Here is a 20,223-nt window from a genome sequence, read left to right as displayed (position 1 = left end):
GCACTGAATGCGTTTTCGACTCGAGAACGGCATGCCTTGCACACCGCCATACGAGACTTCAAGGCCGGCCAAACCCGCCGTAAAGTGTGAGCATACTGTTCGATCGGAACAATGATCGCAATTGTGGAATACCGCAAATCTAATGGATGCGGGCATAAACCCCGTCAATGCAGCCGATTCCAAGCCCAGGTTGAACGTTCGCGTAATGCACTCTCTGTCCGATACCCAGAACACCACCCGCAACCGCTGGATCGGTCGCCTTCCGTATTTCTTCCTCACCCTGTTCCTCGCAACCATTGTGCTGCTGGTCTGGCTCACACGGCAGTACGACGCCGAGGAGCAGCAGACGACGCTGATCACCGATGTCCTGTGGATGGAGCAGAATCTCCGCTTTCAGCTCGATCGTAACGAGGCCCTGCTGCAGCAGATCGGCCCGGAGCTCCTGCTCAGTGCCGGACGACCGTCGGGACAGACCGAGGCACAGTTGCGCCAGCTGATGAGCCAGGATCGCGGCATTGTCCGCGTGCTGTGGCTCGACCAGGATGGCGAGCTCAAGGGGGCCCTGCCCCCGACCCAGGACCGCGGCCTGGTTGGCGAGGCCGACGGCGCAGTTCCCTCGGAATCGGTCATGACCCTTGCACGCGGGCTCGGACGGCCGGTCTATGGCCCGGCCTACCCGGTGGTCAACGACAGGTACCACTTCGAAGTGCATGTTCCCGCGTGGTCGGACGATGCGTTTCTGGGCGTGGTCGTCGCCGTCTACTCACTCTCCGATCTTGTTTCCCGCGAATTGCCGTGGTGGTTCTCGGAGCGATACCGCGTTGCGGTGCTCGATCCGGACGGACAGGAAATTGCAGCGAAGTCCAAGATTGCACCGCTTGCTTCCCACCTGAGCTACACCACCCCCTTCGACCCCCCGGGGCGCGGCCTGATGCTGCAGATCACGGCCTACAAGGGCGAAACCCGGTGGGTGCTGGTCCTGCTGATTGCGTCCATCGTGCTCTTTGGAGCCGTCATCGTATGGAGCACCTGGCAATTGCGACGCCAGCTTGCGCGCCGTCAGGCCGCCGAACAGGCTCTGAGGCGGGAGTCCGCGTTTCGCAAGGCCATGGAGGACTCCGTCATCACCGGCCTGCGGGCGCGTGACCATGAAGGCCGCATCACCCACGTCAACCCGGCCTTCTGCCGCATGACCGGGTACAGCGCCGACGAACTGATCGGCGCCACACCGCCCATGCCTTACTGGGACCCGGATCAGATCGACCGCACGCTGGAGGTCCACGACAATGTGATGGCGGCCGGCACGCCGGTGGACGGGCTCGAAGTCTCGCTGCGGCGCAAGAACGGGGAGCGCTTTGACGCCCTGATTTTCGAAGCACCGCTGATCGATGCGGAAGGACGGGACAACGGCTGGATGGGCTCGGTACTGGACATCACCGAGCAGAAGCGGGCACGCGAACTTGCCCGCCAGCAGGAGGAGCGCCTGCAGGCCACCTCGCGCCTGGTCACCATGGGTGAAATGGCCTCCACGCTGGCGCACGAGCTGAACCAACCGCTGGCCGCGATTGCCAGCTACAACAGCGGCTGCATCAACCGTCTCGATGCGAGCGAAGTCGACCCTGCAGAGCTGCGCGAGATCCACGAAAAGATCGGCCGTCAGGCACGTCGTGCGGGCGAGATCATCCGCCGCGTGCATGATTTCGTGCGCCGTTCCGAACCGAAACGCGAAACCGTCGACCTCAACGCCATCATCGTCGAGGCCGTCGGCCTCATCGAGGCAGATGCGCGCAAACGCCGGATGCGCATCACCACCGAGCTGCTGCCGAACCCGCCGATGGTGACGGCAGACCCGGTCATGATCGAGCAGATCCTCGTGAACCTCGCGCGTAACGGCATGGACGCAATGCGCAGTACGCCTGCAGCATTGCGGGAAGTGCGCATCCGCACCCGCAGCACCGGGAGCACGATGGAAGTGCAGGTCTGCGACTGCGGCGCAGGCATTGACGCAGAGTCTGCGGCCCGGCTCTTCCAGCCCTTTTTCACCACCAAGGAGGAAGGCATGGGCATGGGGCTCAACATCTGCCGCTCGATTGCCGAACTCCACCATGGCCGCCTGACTTTTGAGCCAAACCCTTCAGGCGGTACCATCTTCATCCTTTCGCTACCGGTAGAACGCCAATGACCCAGGCTTGCGCCCACATCATCGACGACGACGAAGCCATTCGCGATGCCCTGCAGTGGCAGTTCCGGACCCGCGGCGTGGCCTGCCGGATGTGGCCAGGGGCCGAGGACTTTCTCGCCGCCTGGCAGCCCGAATGGCGCGGCTGCATTGTGCTCGACATCCGCATGGCAGGCATGAGCGGGCTGGAGTGCTTCGACGTGCTGATCGAACGCAACTGCACCCTGCCGGTGATTTTCATCACCGGTCACGGCGACGTACCGATGGCGGTCAGCGCGCTCAAGAAAGGCGCCTTCGACTTCATCGAAAAACCGTTCAACGACAACGACCTGATCGAGCACGTGCAGCGCGCGTTCGAACGCGACGCAGCGAGTCAGCAGGCGGCAGCCGATCGCGACACGGTCGAGGCCAGGCTGTCCACGCTGACAGCACGCGAACGTGAGGTCATGGAACTGATTCTGGAAGGAAAATTCAACAAGGTCATTGCCGACGAACTGTCGATCTCGATGCGCACCGTCGAAGCACACAGATCAAAAGTGTTCGACAAGATGCAGGTACGCTCGGCCGTCGAACTGGCGCAGATGCTGACCACGCTCAGGAGCTGACGGGCACCCACGCCGGCTCGACACCCTCATCCCCGGGCGGGCACGCGAAAGCCGCGTCGACGCCAATCCCGCCAATCCAGGCTACCTTGCCGTCGACCTCCAGCACCGGCAGACGGTCGCGCATCCACGCCGGGATGCCGGCCTCCTGGCACAGATTCTTGAATGTGCGACTGGGCCGCTCCGGCGCCAGCCGCATGCGCAGGCCCGCCGGGCGCGTCACCAGACTCAGTTTCGCCGCCTGATCCAGCGCAGCACGGACAATGCCACGCCCCTGTGCCGCGCTGAACACCACCCTGCCCGCCCCCCACGGTTTCTCGACATCCGCCGCACCCGCCCAGTGGCAAGGCGTCGGCAGACCGCCCCCGACCGGCTCCAGCCAGACCTCGCCGCGGTAGGCACAGCAGACCAGATCGCCGAGCGGAAAATGGAGCGGCCGCACCGCAGGCGCCGCACGCAGCTGGCGCAAAGCCTCCAGCAGGCGCGCACGCGAGGGCGCTGCCATGCCACAGCAGCGGGCCTGCCAGCGCAGCAGGTTGGCAATGCGCGCATCGGACAGCGCGAGCAGCGCCTCGCGCACCAGCATGCGGCCGCCGCAGGCACGCTCGTCGCTGGCGGCAAGCTCGTCGAGCAGGTCGCTGGCTTCTCTGAAGTGCGCCGCAGCGCGAGCGATCGAGGCTGAAGCTGAAGGATAGGCGGTCTCAATCGCCGGCAGAATGCGATGGCGAATGTCGTTGCGCGCAAAACGACGGTCGGTATTGCTGTCGTCCTCGACCCAGGTCAGTGCGTGCGCACGAGCCCAGTCGCGGATGGCCGCGCGGCCGACGCCAAGCAGCGGGCGCAGACGCCCTGCGCGCCCTGCCGCACCGGGTTCGACCGCCGCCATGGCGCTCGCGCCGCGCAAGCCGGTTCCACGAAAAAGGCGAAACAGAACCGTTTCGGCCTGATCGTCGCGGTGATGACCAAACACCAGCCAGTCACACGCCACTGACTCCAGCACTGCGTGTCGGGCCTTGCGCGCCGCAGACTCCAGCCCCTCGGGATCGTCGCGTGCGACATCGACCGAAAATGCAGCAAAGGGAATGCCACGGTGACTGCACAGTGCTGCGCAGTGCGCCTGCCAGGCACTGGCTGCAGGGTTCAGGCCATGGTTCACATGCGCCGCGCTCAGCGCAAAACCAAAGCGTGGCTGCAAACCCGCCAGCAGGCCCAGCAGAACGACCGAATCAACCCCGCCTGAGAGCGCACAGCACAAGCGGCTGTGCGCCCCGACGCCAGCCGCCTCGAGGACGGCCGCGGCTGCCTGTAGCGGGGATGTACTCAGGCTGCCTGTTCCTTGAAGCGGCCGTAACCCATCAGCTTCTCGATCCGCTGCGCCACCAGATCGGCAGGCGTCATCGAATCGACCTGACGCAAGGCATCGGTCAGCGCGCGCTTCAGGCTCTGTGCCATCGCCCGATGATCGCGGTGTGCACCGCCCACCGGCTCGTTGACGATCTTGTCGATCAGGCCCAGCGACTTCAGACGAGCGGCAGTAATGCCCATGGTTTCAGCCGCCTCCGACGCCTTGTCCGCACTCTTCCACAGAATGGAGGCGCAGCCTTCGGGGGAGATCACCGAGTAGGTGGAATACTGCAGCATCATCACCTGGTCGCCGACGGCAATCGCCAGCGCACCGCCCGAACCGCCTTCGCCGATGATGGTGCAGATCAGCGGCACCTTGAGCTCGGCCATCACGTAGAGGTTGTGGCCGATGGCCTCGGACTGCCCACGCTCCTCGGCACCAATGCCCGGGTAGGCGCCCGGCGTGTCGACGAAAGTGAACACCGGCAGGCCGAACTTCTCCGCCAGCTTCATCAGCCGCATGGCCTTGCGGTAACCCTCGGGCCGCGGCATTCCGAAGTTGCGCACGATCTTTTCTTTGGTATCGCGCCCTTTCTGGTGGCCGATGACCACGCAACTCTGGCCATTGAAGCGCGCCAGACCACCCACGATTGCCTTGTCGTCGGCAAAGGCGCGATCGCCGTGCAGCTCTTCGAAATCGGTGAAGATATGCTGGACATAGTCCAGCGTGTAAGGACGCTGCGGATGGCGTGCGACCTGTGCGATCTGCCACGGCGTGAGCTTGCCGTAGAGATCCTTGGTCATCGTGTGGCTCTTGGCCTCGAGTCGGCCGATCTCCTCGGAGATGTCCACCGCAGAGTCGTCCTGCACGAAACGCAACTGTTCGATCTTGCCTTCAAGCTCGGCAATCGACTGTTCGAAGTCCAGAAAGGTGGTCTTCATGGGACCTTTCCCGTTGAAAAAAAGTCATCCATTGTAACCGCTCGCGCAGCTCTAGGCCGCAGCAAGCACAAATGCAAAGGGGCGACCCCTTTGCGGAAGTCGCCCCGGATTGCAGTCAGCAGGCGCGTCAGTCGTTGTTCATGAAACCCAGCAGATGCAGCAGGCTGGTGAAGAGGTTGTAGATCGTCACGTACAGCGTGACCGTCGCCATCACGTAGTTGGTTTCGCCACCGTGGATGATGTTGCTGGTCTCGTACAGGATCAGGCCCGACATCAGCATCACGAACATCGCCGACACGGCAAGCGACAGGCCGGGCATTTCAAAGAACACCGCGCCCAGACCCGCAAGGAAGGCCACCAGGATGCCAACCATCAGGAAGCCGCCCATGAAGGAGAAGTCCTTGCGCGTGGTCAGCGCATAGCCCGACAGGCCAAGGAAAATCGCCGCCGTGCCCCCCATCGCCTGCATCACGACCTGACTGCCGTTGGGCATGGACAGGTAGTGCGAGATGATCGGACCAAGGGTGTAACCCATGAACCCGGTCAGCGCGAAGACGAACAGGATGCCCAGACTGCTGTTGCGGAACTTGGTCGTCAGGAACAACAGGCCGAAATAGCCGACCAGCGTCAGGATCAGGCCCGGATGCGGCAGCCCGAACGCCATCGAGGCACCTGCGGTCACTGCCGAAAACGCCAGCGTCAGCGACAGCAGCATGTAGGTGTTGCGGATGACCTTGTTGGTCGACAGCACCGAGGCTTCCGACCGGTTCATCGAGGCAATGCGATTTTCCATCTGTGATTCTCCTTGAAACAAGCGGCGATGCCGTAGTCTAGTTTTGATTTGCTCGAAATATAAACGCTGAATGCGTGCTCAGGCGGGCGCTTCGATCAATGCCGCGCAGCGGGTGTGATCCACGCGCCGGTTACGACGCAGGCGCTGGGCGAGAACGCGCGAAACCCTGTCCGCCGCCTCATCGACCGCCGCCCTGACATCGAGCTGGGTGATCGCGAATACCACGTCCGGCAGGTTGCGCAAGCGCAACTGCACCACACAGCGCTTGTCCGCGCCACCGCGCGGCCCGTTCACGTCGGCCACCTTGATCCGGGCCCACTGGATGTGATCCCTGAATTTGCCGACAGCAAAGCGCATCCTCCGCGCCACGTAGTCCTGCAAACCGGGAGCCGCTTCAACGCCGTCACAATGCAGATCGATTCGCATGTCTGAGTCTCCTTTGTCTGGTGCAATGACCGCCCTGCAATACACAGTTCGGATGCTAAGGCTCAGACTGTTCGATAAACTCCGGGTTCAACTGAATTTTCATCTGGTTTTACCGAACTATACACATGATCAACTTCAAGCAGCTTCACCATTTCTGGAGCGTGGCGCGTGCCGGCGGCGTGGTCAGGGCCAGCGAGCGCACCGGCCTTGCACCACAGACGCTGTCGGGCCAGATTGCCGCGCTTGAGACCACGCTCGGCGTCAATCTGTTTCGCCGCCAGGGGCGGCGACTGGTGCTGACCGAAACCGGTGACATGGTGCTCGACTACGCAGAGGAGATCTTCCGCCTCGGCACCGAACTGGAAGACGCCCTCAGCACGCGTTCGGCCGGCCGCGCCCTGCCCTTTCGCGTCGGCGTCTCAGATGTCGTGCCCAAGGCAATCGCCTATGTCCTGCTCGCCCCCTCGATCGCCCTGCCCGAACCGATGCGCATCGTGTGCCGCGAAAACAAGCTCGACCAGTTGCTTGGGGAGTTGGCCGTCCACAAACTCGACGTGGTGCTGGCCGACAGCCCGCTTCCACCGCATATGGACGTGCGCGGCTTCAGCCACAAGCTGGGCGAGTCGCCGGTCAGCTTCTTTGCCACGCCGGCCCTCTCGGCCAGTCTCAAAGGCGGCTTCCCCGCCTGCCTGCATGGTGCGCCCATGTTGCTGCCGGGTGCCGATGCCGCGGTGCGGCGCCCCTTGCTGCGCTGGCTCGAAGATCACAAGGTACACCCGCGCATCGTCGGAGAATTCGACGACAGCGCGCTGATGAAGGCTTTCGGAGAGGCCGGTGTCGGCATTTTTCCCTCGGCCGACCTGATCTCCGACGAGGTCTGCAGGCAGCACGGCGTACAACGCCTGGGCACGGCCGACAGCGTCAGGGAATCCTTCTATGCGATTTCCGTGGAGCGCCGGCTGACGCATCCCGCAGTGCGCGCGATCAGCAATGCCGGCCCGATGCAATCGGACTCAAATGACACGACGTCGTGAGGGTCAGACACATCCAGCAGCATCAAGCGGACGAAACACACTGGAAGGCAGGTAAGGCCAAGGGAAGAGTGGCAGAGACCGAGCCCGCCGATGAAAGCTGCTAGAATCCGCCGCTTTCGATGCGTGCTGTCTTGCCTGGTGCCGGGAGAGGGACTCGAACCCTCACACTGTTACCAGCGGCGGATTTTGAATCCGCTGCGTCTACCGATTCCGCCATCCCGGCAGGGAGGGGCACGCATTATCACTGAACTCGACCGATTGCGGCAAGCCGTTACTGTTATTTGATGCCTCTGACCCTCAACGATTTTGACTACGAGCTTCCACCCGAGCTGATTGCGCAGGCACCGCTTGCCGAGCGCAGCGCCAGCCGCCTGCTGATTGTGGGTGATACGCTCGATGACCGGCAGTTTTCGGACCTCCCCGACTACATTCGTCCCGGCGACCTGCTGGTGTTCAATGACACCCGTGTGCTGCATGCGCGCCTGCACGGCACCAAGGCCTCGGGCGGCCAGATCGAGGTGCTGATCGAGCGCCCGGTGGGCCCGCACGAAGCGCTTGCGCAGATCCGCGCATCCAAGTCTCCCAAACCGGGCAGCACCCTGCGGCTGGCAGATGCGTTCGACGTGACCGTGCTCGGGCGCGTGGGCGAATTCTTCCACCTCCGCTTCCCGGACGATGAAGACCTCGTCCAGTTGCTCGAACGCCACGGCAAGCTGCCGCTTCCGCCCTATATTCAACGTGCTGCTGGCGACGCCGACGAGAGCCGCTATCAAACGGTGTATGCACGCTCGCCGGGCTCGGTGGCGGCGCCTACAGCTGGCCTCCACTTCGACGAGTCCGTGCTCAAGCGTGTCACCGAGCGCGGTGCCAAGTGCGCCTGGCTGACGTTGCACGTGGGTGCAGGCACCTTTCAGCCGGTCAGGGTGGACGACCTCGGCGAACACCGCATGCACTGCGAGCGCTACGTGATTCCGCAGGAAACCGTAGACGCGATCGCCGCCACCCGCGCCGCCGGCGGGCGGGTGATCGCAGTCGGCACCACCAGCATGCGCGCGCTTGAAGCCGCTGCGCAGGAAGGCCCGCTCGCAGCAGGCAGCGGCGAGACCGAGATCTTCATCCTGCCCGGCTTCCGCTTTCGCGTGGTGGACGCCCTCGTCACCAACTTTCACCTGCCCAAATCAACCCTGCTGATGCTGGTCTCCGCCTTTGCCGGCATGGACACCATGCGGCAGGCCTATCGCCACGCAATCGCCCAGCGCTATCGCTTTTTCAGCTACGGCGACGCCATGCTTCTGACCCGGAACGACCATGCAGTTTGAACTCCTCACCACCAGCGGCAGCGCCCGCCGCGGCCGCCTGACCCTGGCTCACGGCGTGGTCGAAACCCCGGTATTCATGCCGGTCGGCACCTATGGCACGGTCAAGGCCATGACGCCGACGATGCTCGCGGACATCGGCGCCCAGATCTGCCTCGGCAACACTTTCCACCTGTGGCTGCGCCCGGGGCTCGATGTCATTGCGGCACACGGCGGCCTGCATGGCTTCATGGGCTGGGACAAACCGATCCTCACCGACTCCGGCGGTTTCCAGGTCTTCAGTCTCGGCGCCCTGCGCAAGATCACCGAAGAAGGCGTGAAGTTTGCCAGCCCGATCGACGGTGCCAAGCTCTTCCTCACGCCCGAGATCTCCATGCAGATTCAGCACACGCTGAACTCGGACGTGGTGATGATCTTCGACGAGTGCACGCCCTACCCTGCCACCCGCGATGAAGCCGCCAAATCGATGCGCATGTCGCAGCGCTGGGCGCAGCGCTCGCGCGACGAATTCGACCGCCTGGAAAACACCAACGCACTGTTCGGCATCGTCCAGGGCGGGATGTACGAAGACCTGCGCGACGAATCGCTGGCCGCGCTGGATGAAATCGGCTTCCACGGCTTTGCCATTGGCGGCCTGTCGGTGGGTGAACCCAAGGAGGACATGCGCCGCATCCTCGCCCATACCGCACCGCGCCTGCCCGTGGGCAAACCGCGCTACCTGATGGGCGTGGGCACGCCGGAAGACATCGTGGAAGGCGTGGCGGCCGGCATCGACATGTTCGACTGCGTGATGCCGACCCGCAATGCCCGCAACGGCTGGCTATTCACCCGTTTTGGCGACATCAAGATCAAGAATGCCACGCATAAGCTTGATACCCGGCCACTCGACCCCACTTGCGACTGCTACACCTGCCAGAACTTCAGCAGGGCTTATCTTCACCATCTGCACCGTACCGGGGAGATTCTGGGCAGCATGCTCAACACGATTCACAATCTGCGCTATTACCAGACACTCACCGCCGAACTCCGCGACGCCATTGCGGTCGATGGCTTCGCTGCGTTTGTCGAGCGCTTCCAGCGCGATCGCAATACAGGCACCGTCTGATCCCCACCAAGGCAGCGCATGCTTCGCTGCTATAATTCAACGCTTTTTGCCAACTTTGGAGTAACAACGTGCTGATTTCCAACGCATACGCACAGGCCGCAGGCGCCGATCCTACCGGTGGCCTGATGGGCATGCTGCCGCTGATCCTGATGTTCGTGGTGCTGTGGTTCCTGATGATTCGGCCGCAGATGAAGAAGGCCAAGGAACACAAGGCCATGGTTGAAGCGCTGGGCAAGGGTGATGAAGTCGTCACCGGCGGCGGTATCGCTGGCCGCGTCACCGAAGTGAACGACAGCTTCGTGCAGGTCGAGGTCGCGCCCAACACCGTTGTCGCCGTGCAGAAGAATGCCGTCGCCACGGTGCTGCCCAAGGGCACGCTGAAGGCACTCTGAGCATTGCCTGAACGGAGGTGGCGCTCTGCCGCCTCCGTACCGACACTCCCGCGCTGCCGAGGCGCAGGGGATGCCTTTTACGTTGTCCGGAAGGCGGGTGCATGACCGGCCCGCTTCCCGTACAGCCTCATCCTCAAAGCACTGCCCTCCACAATGAATCGCTATCCACTCTGGAAGAACATCCTCATCGGGCTCGTCCTGCTATGGGGCCTGATCTACACATTGCCGAACTTCTACGGCGAGGTGCCCGCGGTTCAGGTGTCGAGCGGAAAGGCCACGCTCAAGCTTGATCCCGCTTCCGTCACCGACCGCGTTGCCGAGGTGCTGCGCAGCGCCGGCATCGAGCACAACGGAATTTTCTCGGATGTCTCCGGCGTCCGCGCCCGCTTTGCCAGCACCGACATCCAGTTGCGCGCCAAGGACGCCATCGAGCGCGCCTTCAACCCCGATCCGCAGGACCCGTCCTACGTCGTCGCGCTCAACCTGCTGTCGGCCTCGCCGGCCTGGCTGACCTCGATTCACGCCTTGCCGATGTATCTGGGCCTCGACCTGCGCGGCGGCGTGCACTTCCTGCTTCAGGTGGACATGCCGGGGGCACTCACCAAGCGCCTCGACTCCACCACTGGCGACCTGCGTACCCTGATGCGCGACAAGAACGTGCGCCATGCCGGCATCACCCGCGAAGGCAACACGATTCACATCCGCTTCCGCGACAGCGCGCAGCGCGACGCCGGCCGCAACGCCATCCAGGACAGCACGACCGACCTCCAGCTGTCCGACCGCGACGACGGCAGCGATGACCTCAAGCTGGTGGCCACGCTGACGGCGCAGGCACAGCAGACCATGCGCGACTTCGCGATCAAGCAGAACATCACCACGCTGCACAACCGGATCAACGAACTGGGCGTCGCCGAGCCGGTGATCCAGCAGCAGGGTGCAGAGCGCATCGTTGTCCAGCTGCCTGGCGTGCAGGACGTGGCCAAGGCCAAGGACATCCTCGGCCGTACCGCCACCCTCGAGGTGCGCATGGTCGATGACACCCCCGGCGCGGTAGAGGACGCCATTGCCGGCAAGGTGCCCTTCGGCACCGAGCTCTACACCGAGCGTGGCGGCTTGCCCCTGCTGGTGAAGAAGCAGGTAGTGCTGACCGGCGACCGCCTCACCGACGCCCAGCCCGGCTTCGACGGCCAGACCAACGAAGCGGCTGTGCACCTCACCCTGGATGCAGCCGGCGCCCGGATCTTCCGCGATGTCACCCGTGAAAGCATCGGCAAGCGCATGGCCATCCTGCTGATCGAGAAGGGCAAGGGCGAAGTGGTGACCGCACCGGTCATCCGCAGCGAAATCGGTGGTGGCCGGGTACAGATTTCCGGCCGCATGACCACCGCCGAAGCCAACGACGTTGCCCTGCTGCTGCGTGCCGGCTCGCTCGCAGCACCGATGGAGATCATCGAGGAGCGCACCGTCGGCCCCAGCCTCGGCGCCGAGAACATCGCCAAGGGCTTCAACTCGACGCTGTGGGGCTTCCTCGCCATCGCCGTGTTCATGTGCGCCTATTACGCGCTTTTCGGTGTGGTCTCGACCATCGCACTGGCAGCCAACCTGCTGCTGCTGGTGGCCTTGCTGTCGCTGCTGCAGGCCACGCTGACCCTGCCGGGTATTGCCGCCATGGCGCTCACCCTGGGCATGGCCATCGACGCCAACGTGCTGATCAACGAGCGCATCCGCGAAGAACTGCGGAACGGCTCAAGCCCGCAGGCGGCCATCGCAGCCGGCTACGACCGCGCCTTCGACACCATTCTCGACTCCAACATCACTACCCTGATCGCAGGCATTGCGCTGCTGGTATTCGGTTCGGGACCGGTGCGCGGCTTCGCCGTGGTGCATTGCCTGGGCATCCTGACCTCGATGTTCAGCGCGGTACTGGTGTCGCGGATGATGATCAACCTGATCTACGGTCGTCAGCGCAAGGTGGAAAAGCTGGCAATCGGCCAGGTCTGGAAGCCGGGCAATAACTGAGCGGAAGACAAGGACAAGCAATCATGGAATTTTTCCGCATCAAGAAAGACATCCCCTTCATGCGCCATGCGCTGTTGTTCAACATCATCTCGTTGATCACCTTCGTGCTGGCCGTGTTCTTTCTCGCCACCCGCGGCCTGCATCTGTCGGTCGAGTTCACCGGCGGTACGCTGATCGAGGTCAGCTACACCGAAGCGGCGCAGCTCGAGCCCATCCGTCAGGCGCTTGGCACCGAAGGCTACCCGGATGCCCAGGTACAGAACTTCGGCAGCGCGAGCGATGTGCTGATCCGCCTGCCGAACCGCGAAGACCTCGATACCAACCGGGTGTCGGAGCGGGTCATGAGCACGCTGGCAACCATCGACGGCCCCAAGGCTGAACTGCGCCGGGTCGAGTTCGTCGGCCCCCAGGTCGGCAAGGAGCTCGCCACCGATGGCGCGATGGCGCTGCTGCTGGTGATCATCGGCATCATGCTCTACCTTGCCGCCCGTTTTGAATGGCGCTTCGCGGTGTCGGCCATCGTCGCCAACCTGCACGACGTGATCATCATTCTCGGCTTCTTCGCCTTCTTCCAGTGGGAGTTCTCGCTGCCGGTGCTGGCGGCCGTGCTCGCGGTGCTGGGCTACTCGGTGAACGAATCCGTCGTGGTGTTCGACCGTGTGCGCGAGACCTTCAAGAAGAAGCGCAGCATGACCACGCCCGACGTGCTCAACCACGCCATCACCAGCACCATCTCGCGTACCGTGATCACCCACGGCAGCACGCAGATGATGGTCCTGGCCATGCTGATCTTCGGCGGCGAAACGCTGTACTACTTCGCCCTCGCGCTGACCATCGGCATCCTGTTCGGCATCTACTCGTCGGTGCTGGTCGCCAGCCCGCTGGTGATGTGGCTCGGCGTGTCGCGCGAGCAGTTCATCAAGCCGAAGAAGGAAAAGGAAGAAGCCGTCGTCTGACGCTTCCTGCAGCACACATGACAAGGGCGCCGATTGGCGCCCTTTTTCATGCCACCCTGCCCGGCAGCGCCGGACTGCCTTGCATCAAACGGCAAACACCTGCTTCACCCGCAGCGTCTCGCCGCGCTCGATCAGACCGATCAGGCGGTCGATGTTCGGGTGCTTGCCGGGGTTCTGGCGCGCATCCTCGGTATGCTCGGCATACAGCTCCAGCCCCTTTGCGGCGGCTTCGGGGCTGATCGCGCCATGAATCTGCGCCAGATGGTTGTACACCGCCAGCGAGCCGCCCTGGCCGGGCTTGTTCTCGATCGTTCCCACGACTGCGCCCGCAGCGTCAATCAGATTGATTGCCGCCAGGTGGGACACCTTGGGCAACTGCTTGAGGTTATCGGCAAACGCCATGTTCACACTCCCTGTTTGATGGAAAACGCCACCCGGGGGTGGCGTTGAATGTCTTATCGTGCCAGGGCTCACGCCCTCGGCACTTCGGCAACGCTCAGATGGCGCGGGCCAGTTCTGCGGCCTTGCCGATGTAGCTCGCCGGCGTCATCGCCAGCAGACGGTCACGCTCGCTCTGCGGAATCGCCAGCGTGGCGATGAAGGACTGCAGCGCCTCACGGGTGATGCCCTTGCCGCGCGTCATGGCCTTGAGCTGTTCGTAAGGGTTCTCGATGGCAAAGCGGCGCATGACGGTCTGCACCGGCTCGGCGAGCACTTCCCAGCAGTCGTCGAGGTCGGCCGCCAGACGGGCCGGTTCGGCTTCGAGCTTGCCCAGACCGCGCAGCGCGCTGTCGATTGCCAGCACCGTATGACCAAAGCCCACACCCATGTTGCGCAGCACGGTCGAGTCGGTCAGGTCACGCTGCATGCGCGACACCGGAAGCTTCTCCGAGAAGTGACGCAGCACCGCGTTGGCGATGCCGAGGTTGCCCTCTGCGTTCTCGAAATCGATCGGATTGACCTTGTGCGGCATGGTCGACGAACCCACTTCGCCGTCCTTCAGACGCTGCTTGAAGTAACCCAGCGAGATATACATCCAGATGTCGCGGCAGGCGTCGATCAGGATGGTGTTCATGCGGCCGGTGGCGTCATACAGCTCGGCCATCGCGTCATGCGGCTCGATCTGGATGGTGTAGGGGTTGAACTCCAGCCCCAGCGACTCGATGAAGCGGCGGTTGAAGCCCTCCCAGTCGAACTCGGGCCAGGCCGAGAGGTGGGCATTGTAGTTGCCCACCGCACCGTTGAACTTGGCGGTCAGCGACACCGCTGCGATCTGCGCGCGCGCCCGCATCAGGCGCGCTGCGATGTTGGCCATCTCCTTGCCCAGCGTCGTCGGGCTCGCCGGCTGACCATGGGTGCGCGACAGCATCGGCAGATCGGCGAGCTGATGTGCAAGCTCGCGGAAACGGGCGATCACCTTGTCCACTGCCGGCAGCAGCACCTCGTCGCGACCGGCCTTGAGCATCAGCGCGTGAGAAGTGTTGTTGATGTCTTCCGAGGTGCAGGCAAAGTGGATGAACTCCGACACCTTCATCACCTCGGCGTTATGGCCGAGGCGCTTCTTGAGCCAGTACTCCATGGCCTTGACGTCGTGATTGGTGGTGGCCTCGATGGCCTTCACCGCCTCGCTGTCGTCCGGGGAGAAGCCCGCCACGACGGCATCGAGTTCAGCAACGGTTGCGGCAGAGAACGGCGCGATCTCCGCGAGGCCGGCGTCGGCCGCAAGGGCCTTGAGCCACTCCACCTCCACCCTTACCCGATTGCGGATCAGGCCGTGTTCGGAAAAATGGTCGCGCAAGCCCCCAACCTTGCCGTGATAACGGCCATCGAGCGGGGACAGGGCAGTAAGGGCAGAAACGGACATGACAGATTTTCCGGACAAAATGTTATTTTACCGCTCTGACCCCCGTCTTGGCCCGCTTTCGGGACAAGAAAGCCAACACCATCCACCGGCAACCCGTGGCGCCTGCGCCACCTTAACCGATGGTCATTCCAGGAGAATCACGCGCGTGAGCACTTCAGACGCCTATCGCATCGCCGTCGAAGCTGTCGCCGAATTCATTCCGGCACAGTCCAATCCCGACGAGGACCACTTCGTTTTCGCCTATCACATCACCATTCGCAACACCGGCACCGTGCCAGCACGGCTGGTCAGCCGCCACTGGATCATCACCGACGGCACCGGCAAGGTTCAGGAGGTTCATGGTCAGGGCGTGATCGGCGAGCAGCCGCTGCTCGAACCGGGCGAAGTGTTCCGCTATTCCAGCGGCTCGGTGCTCGAAACGGCCGTGGGCACCATGCACGGCAGCTACCAGATGGAAGCGACCGACGGCCATCGCTTCGAAGCCGAGATCCCGCCCTTCATGCTGGCAATGCCGCGCGTACTGCACTGATTCGAAAGGTGCAGACTGTGCCGCCGGGCACGATGCTCAGTACAATGGTGTCGACGCATGGAAGGCTTTCGGCGCGTTGTCGCCGGCCACCAGCGGATCGCAGCAAGGCACCGGAGTGCACGCGGAAGCGTCCGCTTTGCAGAGCCGGGCGCCCAGCAAAGGAGTCGTCACCATGAGCAAGCAGACGTCTATGACCGGCAGTGCTTCGCATGCAAGCGGAGGCGCGCCAGCCGCGGGACCGGCAGTCGACGAGATCGAGCGCGAGACCCGCAATGCCACCGGGGGCTCCCCCGAGGAAATTTCCGAACGCGTCCGCGCCATCACCCTTCAGGCCCTCGCCGACGGCCATCTGAACGGTGATGCGATTCGTGGCGTGCTGGATGCGGTGGTAAAGGGCGCCCAGCAAGGCGCGGCCAACCGTGGCGGAGACGAGGCACAGGCACTCAGGCAGGCGATGACCGGCCTTGACGAGGCACTGGCATCCGCAGCGGAGGCCACCCAGCTTGCGCTGCAGGAGGCAGGAAAGCGCGGCGAAGCGTTTTCGCATCAGGTGCTCAAGCAGACTCGCGACGAACTCTCCGCGCTTGAAACCCTGTTCATCGAAACCCTCGGCAATGCGGCACATAACGCCAGCGGCATTGCGCGGGCGACCCTGCAGGACCTGAACGACCACGCGCGCAGCAGCGGCACGGCGGTGGGCGGGCGCATCCGGAGCGCACTGTCCGAGCTCACTCAGAGCCTGGCCGACACCGCACGTGGCCAGGTCGAAGACGGTGCGCGTATCGTGCGCAACGAAGCCGCGGTTCTCGCCGGCCTCGCTGCCGGCCTGATCCGCGGCATCGCCGACCGCCTGCATCCGCAGACGGACGATAGCAGCAAGCCCACGCCACCCGACCAGCCCCGCTGATGTGGTCGGAGGCCGTCAGCGCCGTTCGCGACCTTGGCCGCCTGCATGACATTGCAAGTGTCCTGATTCGCTACGGCTTCGGCGATCTGGTGCGCCGCATCGGCATGGCCGGCGCACTTGAGCGCGCGGGCAAGGTATTGCACTGGCGCGCCCCGGATGAACTCGCCCAGCTCGAACCGCCCGCCAGGGTGCGTCGAGCGCTCGAGGATCTTGGCCCGACCTTCGTCAAGCTCGGCCAGATCCTCGCCACCCGCGTCGACCTGTTTTCGGCTGAGTGGACGACCGAGTTCAGCAAGCTGCAGGACGCCGCCCCCGCCCTGCCCTATGCCGACATCCACGCGCAACTGACGGAAGCCTTCGGCGAGGCACCCGAGAACATCTTCCCGCGACTTGAAACCTCCCCGCTGGCCGCCGCCTCCCTGGCCCAGGTGCATCGAGCCTGGCTCGCGGACGGCACGCCGGTGGTGCTCAAGGTGCGCCGTCCGGGCATCCGTCCGGTCGTGGAAGCCGATCTGCGCCTGCTGGCCCGCCTCGCCGAGATTGTCGAAGCCGACGCCCCCGATCTGCGGCGTTACCGTCCACGCGAGGTCATACGCCAGTTCACCCGGTCCCTGCGTCGCGAGATGGATTTTTCCGCCGAGGGCCGCAGCGCGGAGCGCATCGCCGCCCGTTTCGCAGACCGTCCGGAAATCGTGCTGCCGCGCATCCACTGGCAATGGACCAGCGAACGGGTCAATGTGCAGGACTGCATCGAGGGCATTCCCGGGCGCAACCTCGCCGCCGTTGATGCCACCGGTCTCGATCGCAAGCTGCTCGCCTGCCGCGGAGCCAATGCGGTGCTGCAGATGATCCTGGAAGACGGTTTCTTCCACGCCGATCCGCACCCGGGCAATCTGTTCTACCTGCCGGGCAACCGCATCGCCTTCATCGACTTCGGCATGGTTGGCAGGCTCACCGAAGAGCGCCGTTACCAGGTCGCGCGCCTGCTGCACGGCCTCGTTCGCCACGAAGCGGCGGCCGTTGCGGACATCCTGATCGACTGGAGTGGCGGCATGGAGGGCGACAGCGCGCCGCTGATGGACGAGATCGACGCCTTTGTCGATCAGTACCATGGCGTCCCGCTGAAGGCGCTCGATTTCAGCGCCATGCTTTCCGACCTGATCACGATCCTGCGCGATCACGGACTGGCCCTGCCCCCCGATCTCGCGCTGCTGGTGAAGACCTTCATCACCCTCGAAGGCCTCGGTCGCCAGCTCGACCCCGAGTTCGATATGGCGGGCGAGGCCACCCCGTTTCTGGAGAAGGTCCTGATCGCTCACGCCGCACCGCTCGCGCTGGCCAGGCGCGGCTGGCGCACGCTCAACGGCGCCCTTGACCTGATTGCCGGACTTCCTCAGGACCTGCGCCAACTGCTGCGGGCATCGCGCACCGGCCGGCTGAAGGTTCAGGTCGAGGTCGTTCCGCTCAAGCAGTTCGGTGAACGGCTGGATCGGGCAATCAGCCGTCTGGCACTGAGCATCGTGACCGCGGCACTGATCATCGGCTCGGCCATCATCCTGACGGTCGATAACGATGCCGCCCTGCCCGGCGGCATCTCGTTTGGCTGGCTCGGCTTCGGCGCGGCCGTGCTGGGCGGTCTGTGGGTCCTGATCTCGATCTGGCGCAGCGGTGGCCGACACTGAGGCCTCGTCGTCGCAGTCCGACCGCCCCCCCACCGCAGCATGCTCAGAACTCGACCTGCGCCCCCAGCTCCACCACCCGGTTGGGCGGAATGCCGAAATAGTCGGCCGCACTGCCGGCATTGCGAAACAGCACGATGAACAGCTTCTCCCGCCATCCGGCCATGCCCGAACTTGCGCGCGATACGAGTTTCTCGTGCCCGAGGAAAAACGAGGTGCTCATCAGATCGAATTCGAGCCCGTGCTGAGCACTCAGCGCCAGCGCCGCCGGAATGTCCGGCTCCTCCTTGAAGCCGTAGCGCACCAGCACGCGCCAGAAGCCGTAGTCCAGTTGCTCCACCTCCAGGCGCCGCTCGTCGGGCACCCATGGCGTGTCTGCGGTTTCCACCTTCAGCAGCACCACCCGCTCGTGCAGAACCTTGTTGTGATAGAGGTTGTGCAGCAGGGTTCGCGGCACACTCTCGAGCCAGTGCGTCAGAAACACGGCCGTCCCTGGCACCCTGGGCGGCGGGTCGTTGAACAGGGACGGAATGAAGATCTCGAGACGCATCGTGTCCGCACGTGAGCGCTCCTCGAGCACGGCGCGACCGCGTTTCCAGGTTCTGAGCACGACGAAGATCAGCGCGCCAATCAGCAGCGGAAACCATCCACCGGCGACGATCTTGACCGCGGTGGCGGAAAAGAAGGCGATGTCGACCGTGATGAATACGCCAATGAAGGCGAGCGAGGTCGCGACGTTCCATCGCCACAGGGCGCGCACGACGACGAAGGCGAGGATGGTGTCGATCAGCATCGTCAGCGTCACGGCGATCCCGTAGGCGGACGCCAGCGCGCTCGACGAGCGGAAACCCACCACGAGGGCGATCACCGCGCCCAGCAGCATCCAGTTGATGCCCGGCACGTAGATCTGGCCGATCTCCCGCTCCGAGGTGTGCACCATCAGCATCCGCGGCGCATAGCCGAGCTGTATCGCCTGCCGGGTGAGCGAGAACGCCCCCGAGATCACCGCCTGACTGGCAATGATCGTTGCCAGCGCGGACAGGGCCACCATCGGATACAGCAGCTGATCGGGCACCAGCAGAAAGAAGGGATTCCGGACGTTGTCAGGGTGATCGAGAATCAGCGCTCCCTGCCCCAGATAGTTCAGGTACAGGGCGGGAAAGACGACAAAGAACCAGCTCAGCTTGATCGGCCGGCGGCCGAAGTGCCCCATGTCGGCATACAGGGCCTCACCACCGGTAATCGCCAGCACGACCGCGCCCAGCGCGAGCCACGCGATCAGTGGCTGAGTGGCGAAGAAGTGCGCCGCCCACCACGGACTGATGGCGCCGAGAATCTCTGGATGCAGACGAATGCCGTTGATGCCGAGCACGGCCAGCACCGCAAACCAGCACAGCATGACCGGGCCGAAAATTGCACCGACGCTGCCGGTTCCGCGGCGCTGCATCATGAACAGCCCGATCAGCAGGACGAGTGCGATCGGGAGCACGAAGGGGCGGAACGCCGGCGTCGCGATCTCCAGCCCCTCCACTGCGGAGAGCACCGAAATGGCCGGCGTGATCATGCCGTCGCCGTAGAACAGCGCGGCACCGAACACCCCGAGCACCGACAGCCACCACGCCTTGCGCCCCGGCTTCACCGCACGCAGCGCGAGCGAAGTCAGCGCCATGATGCCGCCCTCGCCATCGTTGTCGGCACGCATGATGAAAAGCACGTACTTCGCCGAGACCACCAGCATCAGCGCCCAGAACACCAGGGACAGAATGCCGTAGACGTTCTCGGGCGTCACCGGCACGGCGTGTTCGCCGTTGAACACTTCCTTCAACGTATAGAGCGGGCTGGTGCCGATGTCGCCGTAAACGATGCCGATAGCCGACACCGCAAGCCCTGCGATGCCCGCTCTGGGTCCGTGACCTGCATTTACAGGAGGCTTACTCTCATCATGTGCCGACACCGTCGATCTCCGCGCGCTGTGCAATAGGCTGCTAAGGCGTGCCGCTCCGGCCCGTGCGGACCGCAGCAGGCGTTTCATGCACCGCAACATTCTGCACCAAGGCGACGGCGAGCGCGAACCTGCGTGCCTGAGTCCTGCGCTCACGTCCGCCGCGGGCAGCATGCCCGCGAACCATGAAAAAA

At 64.0% G+C, this 20,223-nt stretch carries 18 protein-coding genes and 1 tRNA gene; 11 read left to right on the top strand and 8 right to left on the bottom strand.

What is annotated here, in order from left to right; translation table 11 throughout:
• The first annotated feature begins 205 nt into the window (after window positions 1–205).
• The gene (locus AC22G6_RS01830) at window positions 206–2,182 is read left to right on the top strand and encodes a PAS domain S-box protein (RefSeq protein ID WP_487365369.1); all 1,977 of its coding nucleotides are present in this window, start codon (window positions 206–208) and stop codon (window positions 2,180–2,182) included.
• Entirely contained in the window at window positions 2,179–2,784 is a 606-nt protein-coding gene (locus AC22G6_RS01825; protein WP_487365368.1) for a response regulator transcription factor, read from the top strand. Before AC22G6_RS01830 ends, AC22G6_RS01825 begins: the two co-directional genes overlap by 4 nt.
• On the opposite strand, the gene tilS is transcribed toward AC22G6_RS01825, so the two are convergent.
• The 4 genes from tilS to AC22G6_RS01805 all read right to left on the bottom strand — a co-directional run bounded on the left by tilS (window position 2,774) and on the right by AC22G6_RS01805 (window position 6,286).
• Window positions 2,774–4,036, bottom strand: a complete 1,263-nt coding sequence (gene tilS / locus AC22G6_RS01820; RefSeq protein WP_487365367.1) for a tRNA lysidine(34) synthetase TilS — start codon at window positions 4,034–4,036, stop codon at window positions 2,774–2,776. The two genes, AC22G6_RS01825 and tilS, sit on opposite strands and share 11 nt — an antisense overlap.
• A gap of 65 nt (window positions 4,037–4,101) precedes the next feature.
• The gene (locus tag AC22G6_RS01815) at window positions 4,102–5,067 is read right to left on the bottom strand and encodes an acetyl-CoA carboxylase carboxyltransferase subunit alpha (RefSeq protein WP_108950683.1); all 966 of its coding nucleotides are present in this window, start codon (window positions 5,065–5,067) and stop codon (window positions 4,102–4,104) included.
• A gap of 127 nt (window positions 5,068–5,194) precedes the next feature.
• On the bottom strand, window positions 5,195–5,860 hold the full coding sequence (locus AC22G6_RS01810; protein ID WP_108972768.1) for a Bax inhibitor-1/YccA family protein: 666 nt from the start codon (window positions 5,858–5,860) through the stop codon (window positions 5,195–5,197).
• Window positions 5,861–5,938: 78 nt separating this feature from the next.
• Window positions 5,939–6,286, bottom strand: a complete 348-nt coding sequence (locus AC22G6_RS01805; protein WP_108950681.1) for an HPF/RaiA family ribosome-associated protein — start codon at window positions 6,284–6,286, stop codon at window positions 5,939–5,941.
• A 125-nt stretch (window positions 6,287–6,411) separates the two neighbouring features.
• Between AC22G6_RS01805 and nhaR the strand changes: the two genes are divergently transcribed.
• Window positions 6,412–7,320, top strand: coding sequence for a transcriptional activator NhaR (nhaR, locus tag AC22G6_RS01800; protein WP_487365366.1), 909 nt, complete (start codon window positions 6,412–6,414; stop codon window positions 7,318–7,320).
• Between the two features lie 136 nt (window positions 7,321–7,456).
• Here the strand turns inward: nhaR and AC22G6_RS01795 are convergent.
• Window positions 7,457–7,543: transfer RNA gene (locus tag AC22G6_RS01795), tRNA-Leu, on the bottom strand.
• A 61-nt stretch (window positions 7,544–7,604) separates the two neighbouring features.
• Between AC22G6_RS01795 and queA the strand changes: the two genes are divergently transcribed.
• The 5 genes from queA to secF all read left to right on the top strand — a co-directional run bounded on the left by queA (window position 7,605) and on the right by secF (window position 13,108).
• Window positions 7,605–8,639, top strand: a complete 1,035-nt coding sequence (gene queA / locus AC22G6_RS01790; RefSeq protein WP_487365365.1) for a tRNA preQ1(34) S-adenosylmethionine ribosyltransferase-isomerase QueA — start codon at window positions 7,605–7,607, stop codon at window positions 8,637–8,639.
• Window positions 8,629–9,741, top strand: coding sequence for a tRNA guanosine(34) transglycosylase Tgt (gene tgt, locus AC22G6_RS01785; RefSeq protein ID WP_487365364.1), 1,113 nt, complete (start codon window positions 8,629–8,631; stop codon window positions 9,739–9,741). Before queA ends, tgt begins: the two co-directional genes overlap by 11 nt.
• A 68-nt stretch (window positions 9,742–9,809) precedes the next feature.
• Complete coding sequence (gene yajC / locus AC22G6_RS01780) at window positions 9,810–10,133, top strand: preprotein translocase subunit YajC (RefSeq protein WP_108950677.1); 324 nt, start codon at window positions 9,810–9,812, stop codon at window positions 10,131–10,133.
• 153 nt (window positions 10,134–10,286) lie between these two features.
• A complete protein-coding gene (gene secD, locus AC22G6_RS01775; protein WP_487365363.1) occupies window positions 10,287–12,152 on the top strand; it encodes a protein translocase subunit SecD in 1,866 nt (621 codons plus the stop codon).
• Between the two features lie 23 nt (window positions 12,153–12,175).
• Window positions 12,176–13,108, top strand: a complete 933-nt coding sequence (secF, locus tag AC22G6_RS01770; RefSeq protein ID WP_487365362.1) for a protein translocase subunit SecF — start codon at window positions 12,176–12,178, stop codon at window positions 13,106–13,108.
• 84 nt (window positions 13,109–13,192) lie between these two features.
• On the opposite strand, the gene AC22G6_RS01765 is transcribed toward secF, so the two are convergent.
• Window positions 13,193–13,510 carry a DUF2322 family protein gene (locus AC22G6_RS01765; protein ID WP_487365361.1) on the bottom strand — a complete coding sequence of 106 codons (318 nt, stop codon included), beginning with the start codon at window positions 13,508–13,510 and terminating at the stop codon, window positions 13,193–13,195.
• A gap of 94 nt (window positions 13,511–13,604) precedes the next feature.
• Window positions 13,605–14,972: an adenylosuccinate lyase gene (gene purB / locus AC22G6_RS01760; RefSeq protein ID WP_108950673.1), complete on the bottom strand. Its 1,368-nt coding sequence runs from the start codon at window positions 14,970–14,972 to the stop codon at window positions 13,605–13,607.
• A gap of 145 nt (window positions 14,973–15,117) precedes the next feature.
• On the opposite strand from purB, the gene apaG reads away from it, so the two are divergent.
• The 3 genes from apaG (at window position 15,118) to AC22G6_RS01745 (ending at window position 18,090) form a co-directional block, all read left to right on the top strand.
• The gene (apaG, locus tag AC22G6_RS01755) at window positions 15,118–15,501 is read left to right on the top strand and encodes a Co2+/Mg2+ efflux protein ApaG (RefSeq protein ID WP_108950672.1); all 384 of its coding nucleotides are present in this window, start codon (window positions 15,118–15,120) and stop codon (window positions 15,499–15,501) included.
• Between the two features lie 172 nt (window positions 15,502–15,673).
• A complete protein-coding gene (locus tag AC22G6_RS01750) occupies window positions 15,674–16,408 on the top strand; it encodes a DUF6781 family protein (RefSeq protein WP_487365360.1) in 735 nt (244 codons plus the stop codon).
• Window positions 16,408–18,090, top strand: a complete 1,683-nt coding sequence (locus tag AC22G6_RS01745; RefSeq protein WP_487365359.1) for an ABC1 kinase family protein — start codon at window positions 16,408–16,410, stop codon at window positions 18,088–18,090. Before AC22G6_RS01750 ends, AC22G6_RS01745 begins: the two co-directional genes overlap by 1 nt.
• 43 nt (window positions 18,091–18,133) lie before the next feature.
• On the opposite strand, the gene AC22G6_RS01740 is transcribed toward AC22G6_RS01745, so the two are convergent.
• Entirely contained in the window at window positions 18,134–20,119 is a 1,986-nt protein-coding gene (locus AC22G6_RS01740; protein WP_487365358.1) for a potassium transporter Kup, read from the bottom strand.
• Between the last annotated feature and the right edge of the window lie 104 nt (window positions 20,120–20,223).

The sequence above is a fragment of the Parazoarcus sp. PS-13 R2A genome (assembly GCF_057621855.1).
The sequence above is the reverse complement of the archived record's forward strand: the minus strand, read 5'-3'. Positions and strand labels throughout refer to the sequence as shown.

What these genes read in the sequence shown, in the direction of transcription:
- AC22G6_RS01830 (WP_487365369.1), top strand. Translation starts at nt 206, where the DNA reads ATGCACTCTCTGTCCGATACCCAGAACACCACCCGCAACCGCTGGATC.
- AC22G6_RS01825 (WP_487365368.1), top strand. Translation starts at nt 2,179, where the DNA reads ATGACCCAGGCTTGCGCCCACATCATCGACGACGACGAAGCCATTCGC.
- AC22G6_RS01815 (WP_108950683.1), bottom strand. Translation starts at nt 5,067, where the DNA reads ATGAAGACCACCTTTCTGGACTTCGAACAGTCGATTGCCGAGCTTGAA.
- AC22G6_RS01810 (WP_108972768.1), bottom strand. Translation starts at nt 5,860, where the DNA reads ATGGAAAATCGCATTGCCTCGATGAACCGGTCGGAAGCCTCGGTGCTG.
- AC22G6_RS01805 (WP_108950681.1), bottom strand. Translation starts at nt 6,286, where the DNA reads ATGCGAATCGATCTGCATTGTGACGGCGTTGAAGCGGCTCCCGGTTTG.
- nhaR (WP_487365366.1), top strand. Translation starts at nt 6,412, where the DNA reads ATGATCAACTTCAAGCAGCTTCACCATTTCTGGAGCGTGGCGCGTGCC.
- queA (WP_487365365.1), top strand. Translation starts at nt 7,605, where the DNA reads ATGCCTCTGACCCTCAACGATTTTGACTACGAGCTTCCACCCGAGCTG.
- tgt (WP_487365364.1), top strand. Translation starts at nt 8,629, where the DNA reads ATGCAGTTTGAACTCCTCACCACCAGCGGCAGCGCCCGCCGCGGCCGC.
- secD (WP_487365363.1), top strand. Translation starts at nt 10,287, where the DNA reads ATGAATCGCTATCCACTCTGGAAGAACATCCTCATCGGGCTCGTCCTG.
- secF (WP_487365362.1), top strand. Translation starts at nt 12,176, where the DNA reads ATGGAATTTTTCCGCATCAAGAAAGACATCCCCTTCATGCGCCATGCG.
- AC22G6_RS01765 (WP_487365361.1), bottom strand. Translation starts at nt 13,510, where the DNA reads ATGGCGTTTGCCGATAACCTCAAGCAGTTGCCCAAGGTGTCCCACCTG.
- purB (WP_108950673.1), bottom strand. Translation starts at nt 14,972, where the DNA reads ATGTCCGTTTCTGCCCTTACTGCCCTGTCCCCGCTCGATGGCCGTTAT.
- AC22G6_RS01750 (WP_487365360.1), top strand. Translation starts at nt 15,674, where the DNA reads ATGAGCAAGCAGACGTCTATGACCGGCAGTGCTTCGCATGCAAGCGGA.
- AC22G6_RS01745 (WP_487365359.1), top strand. Translation starts at nt 16,408, where the DNA reads ATGTGGTCGGAGGCCGTCAGCGCCGTTCGCGACCTTGGCCGCCTGCAT.
- AC22G6_RS01740 (WP_487365358.1), bottom strand. Translation starts at nt 20,119, where the DNA reads ATGAAACGCCTGCTGCGGTCCGCACGGGCCGGAGCGGCACGCCTTAGC.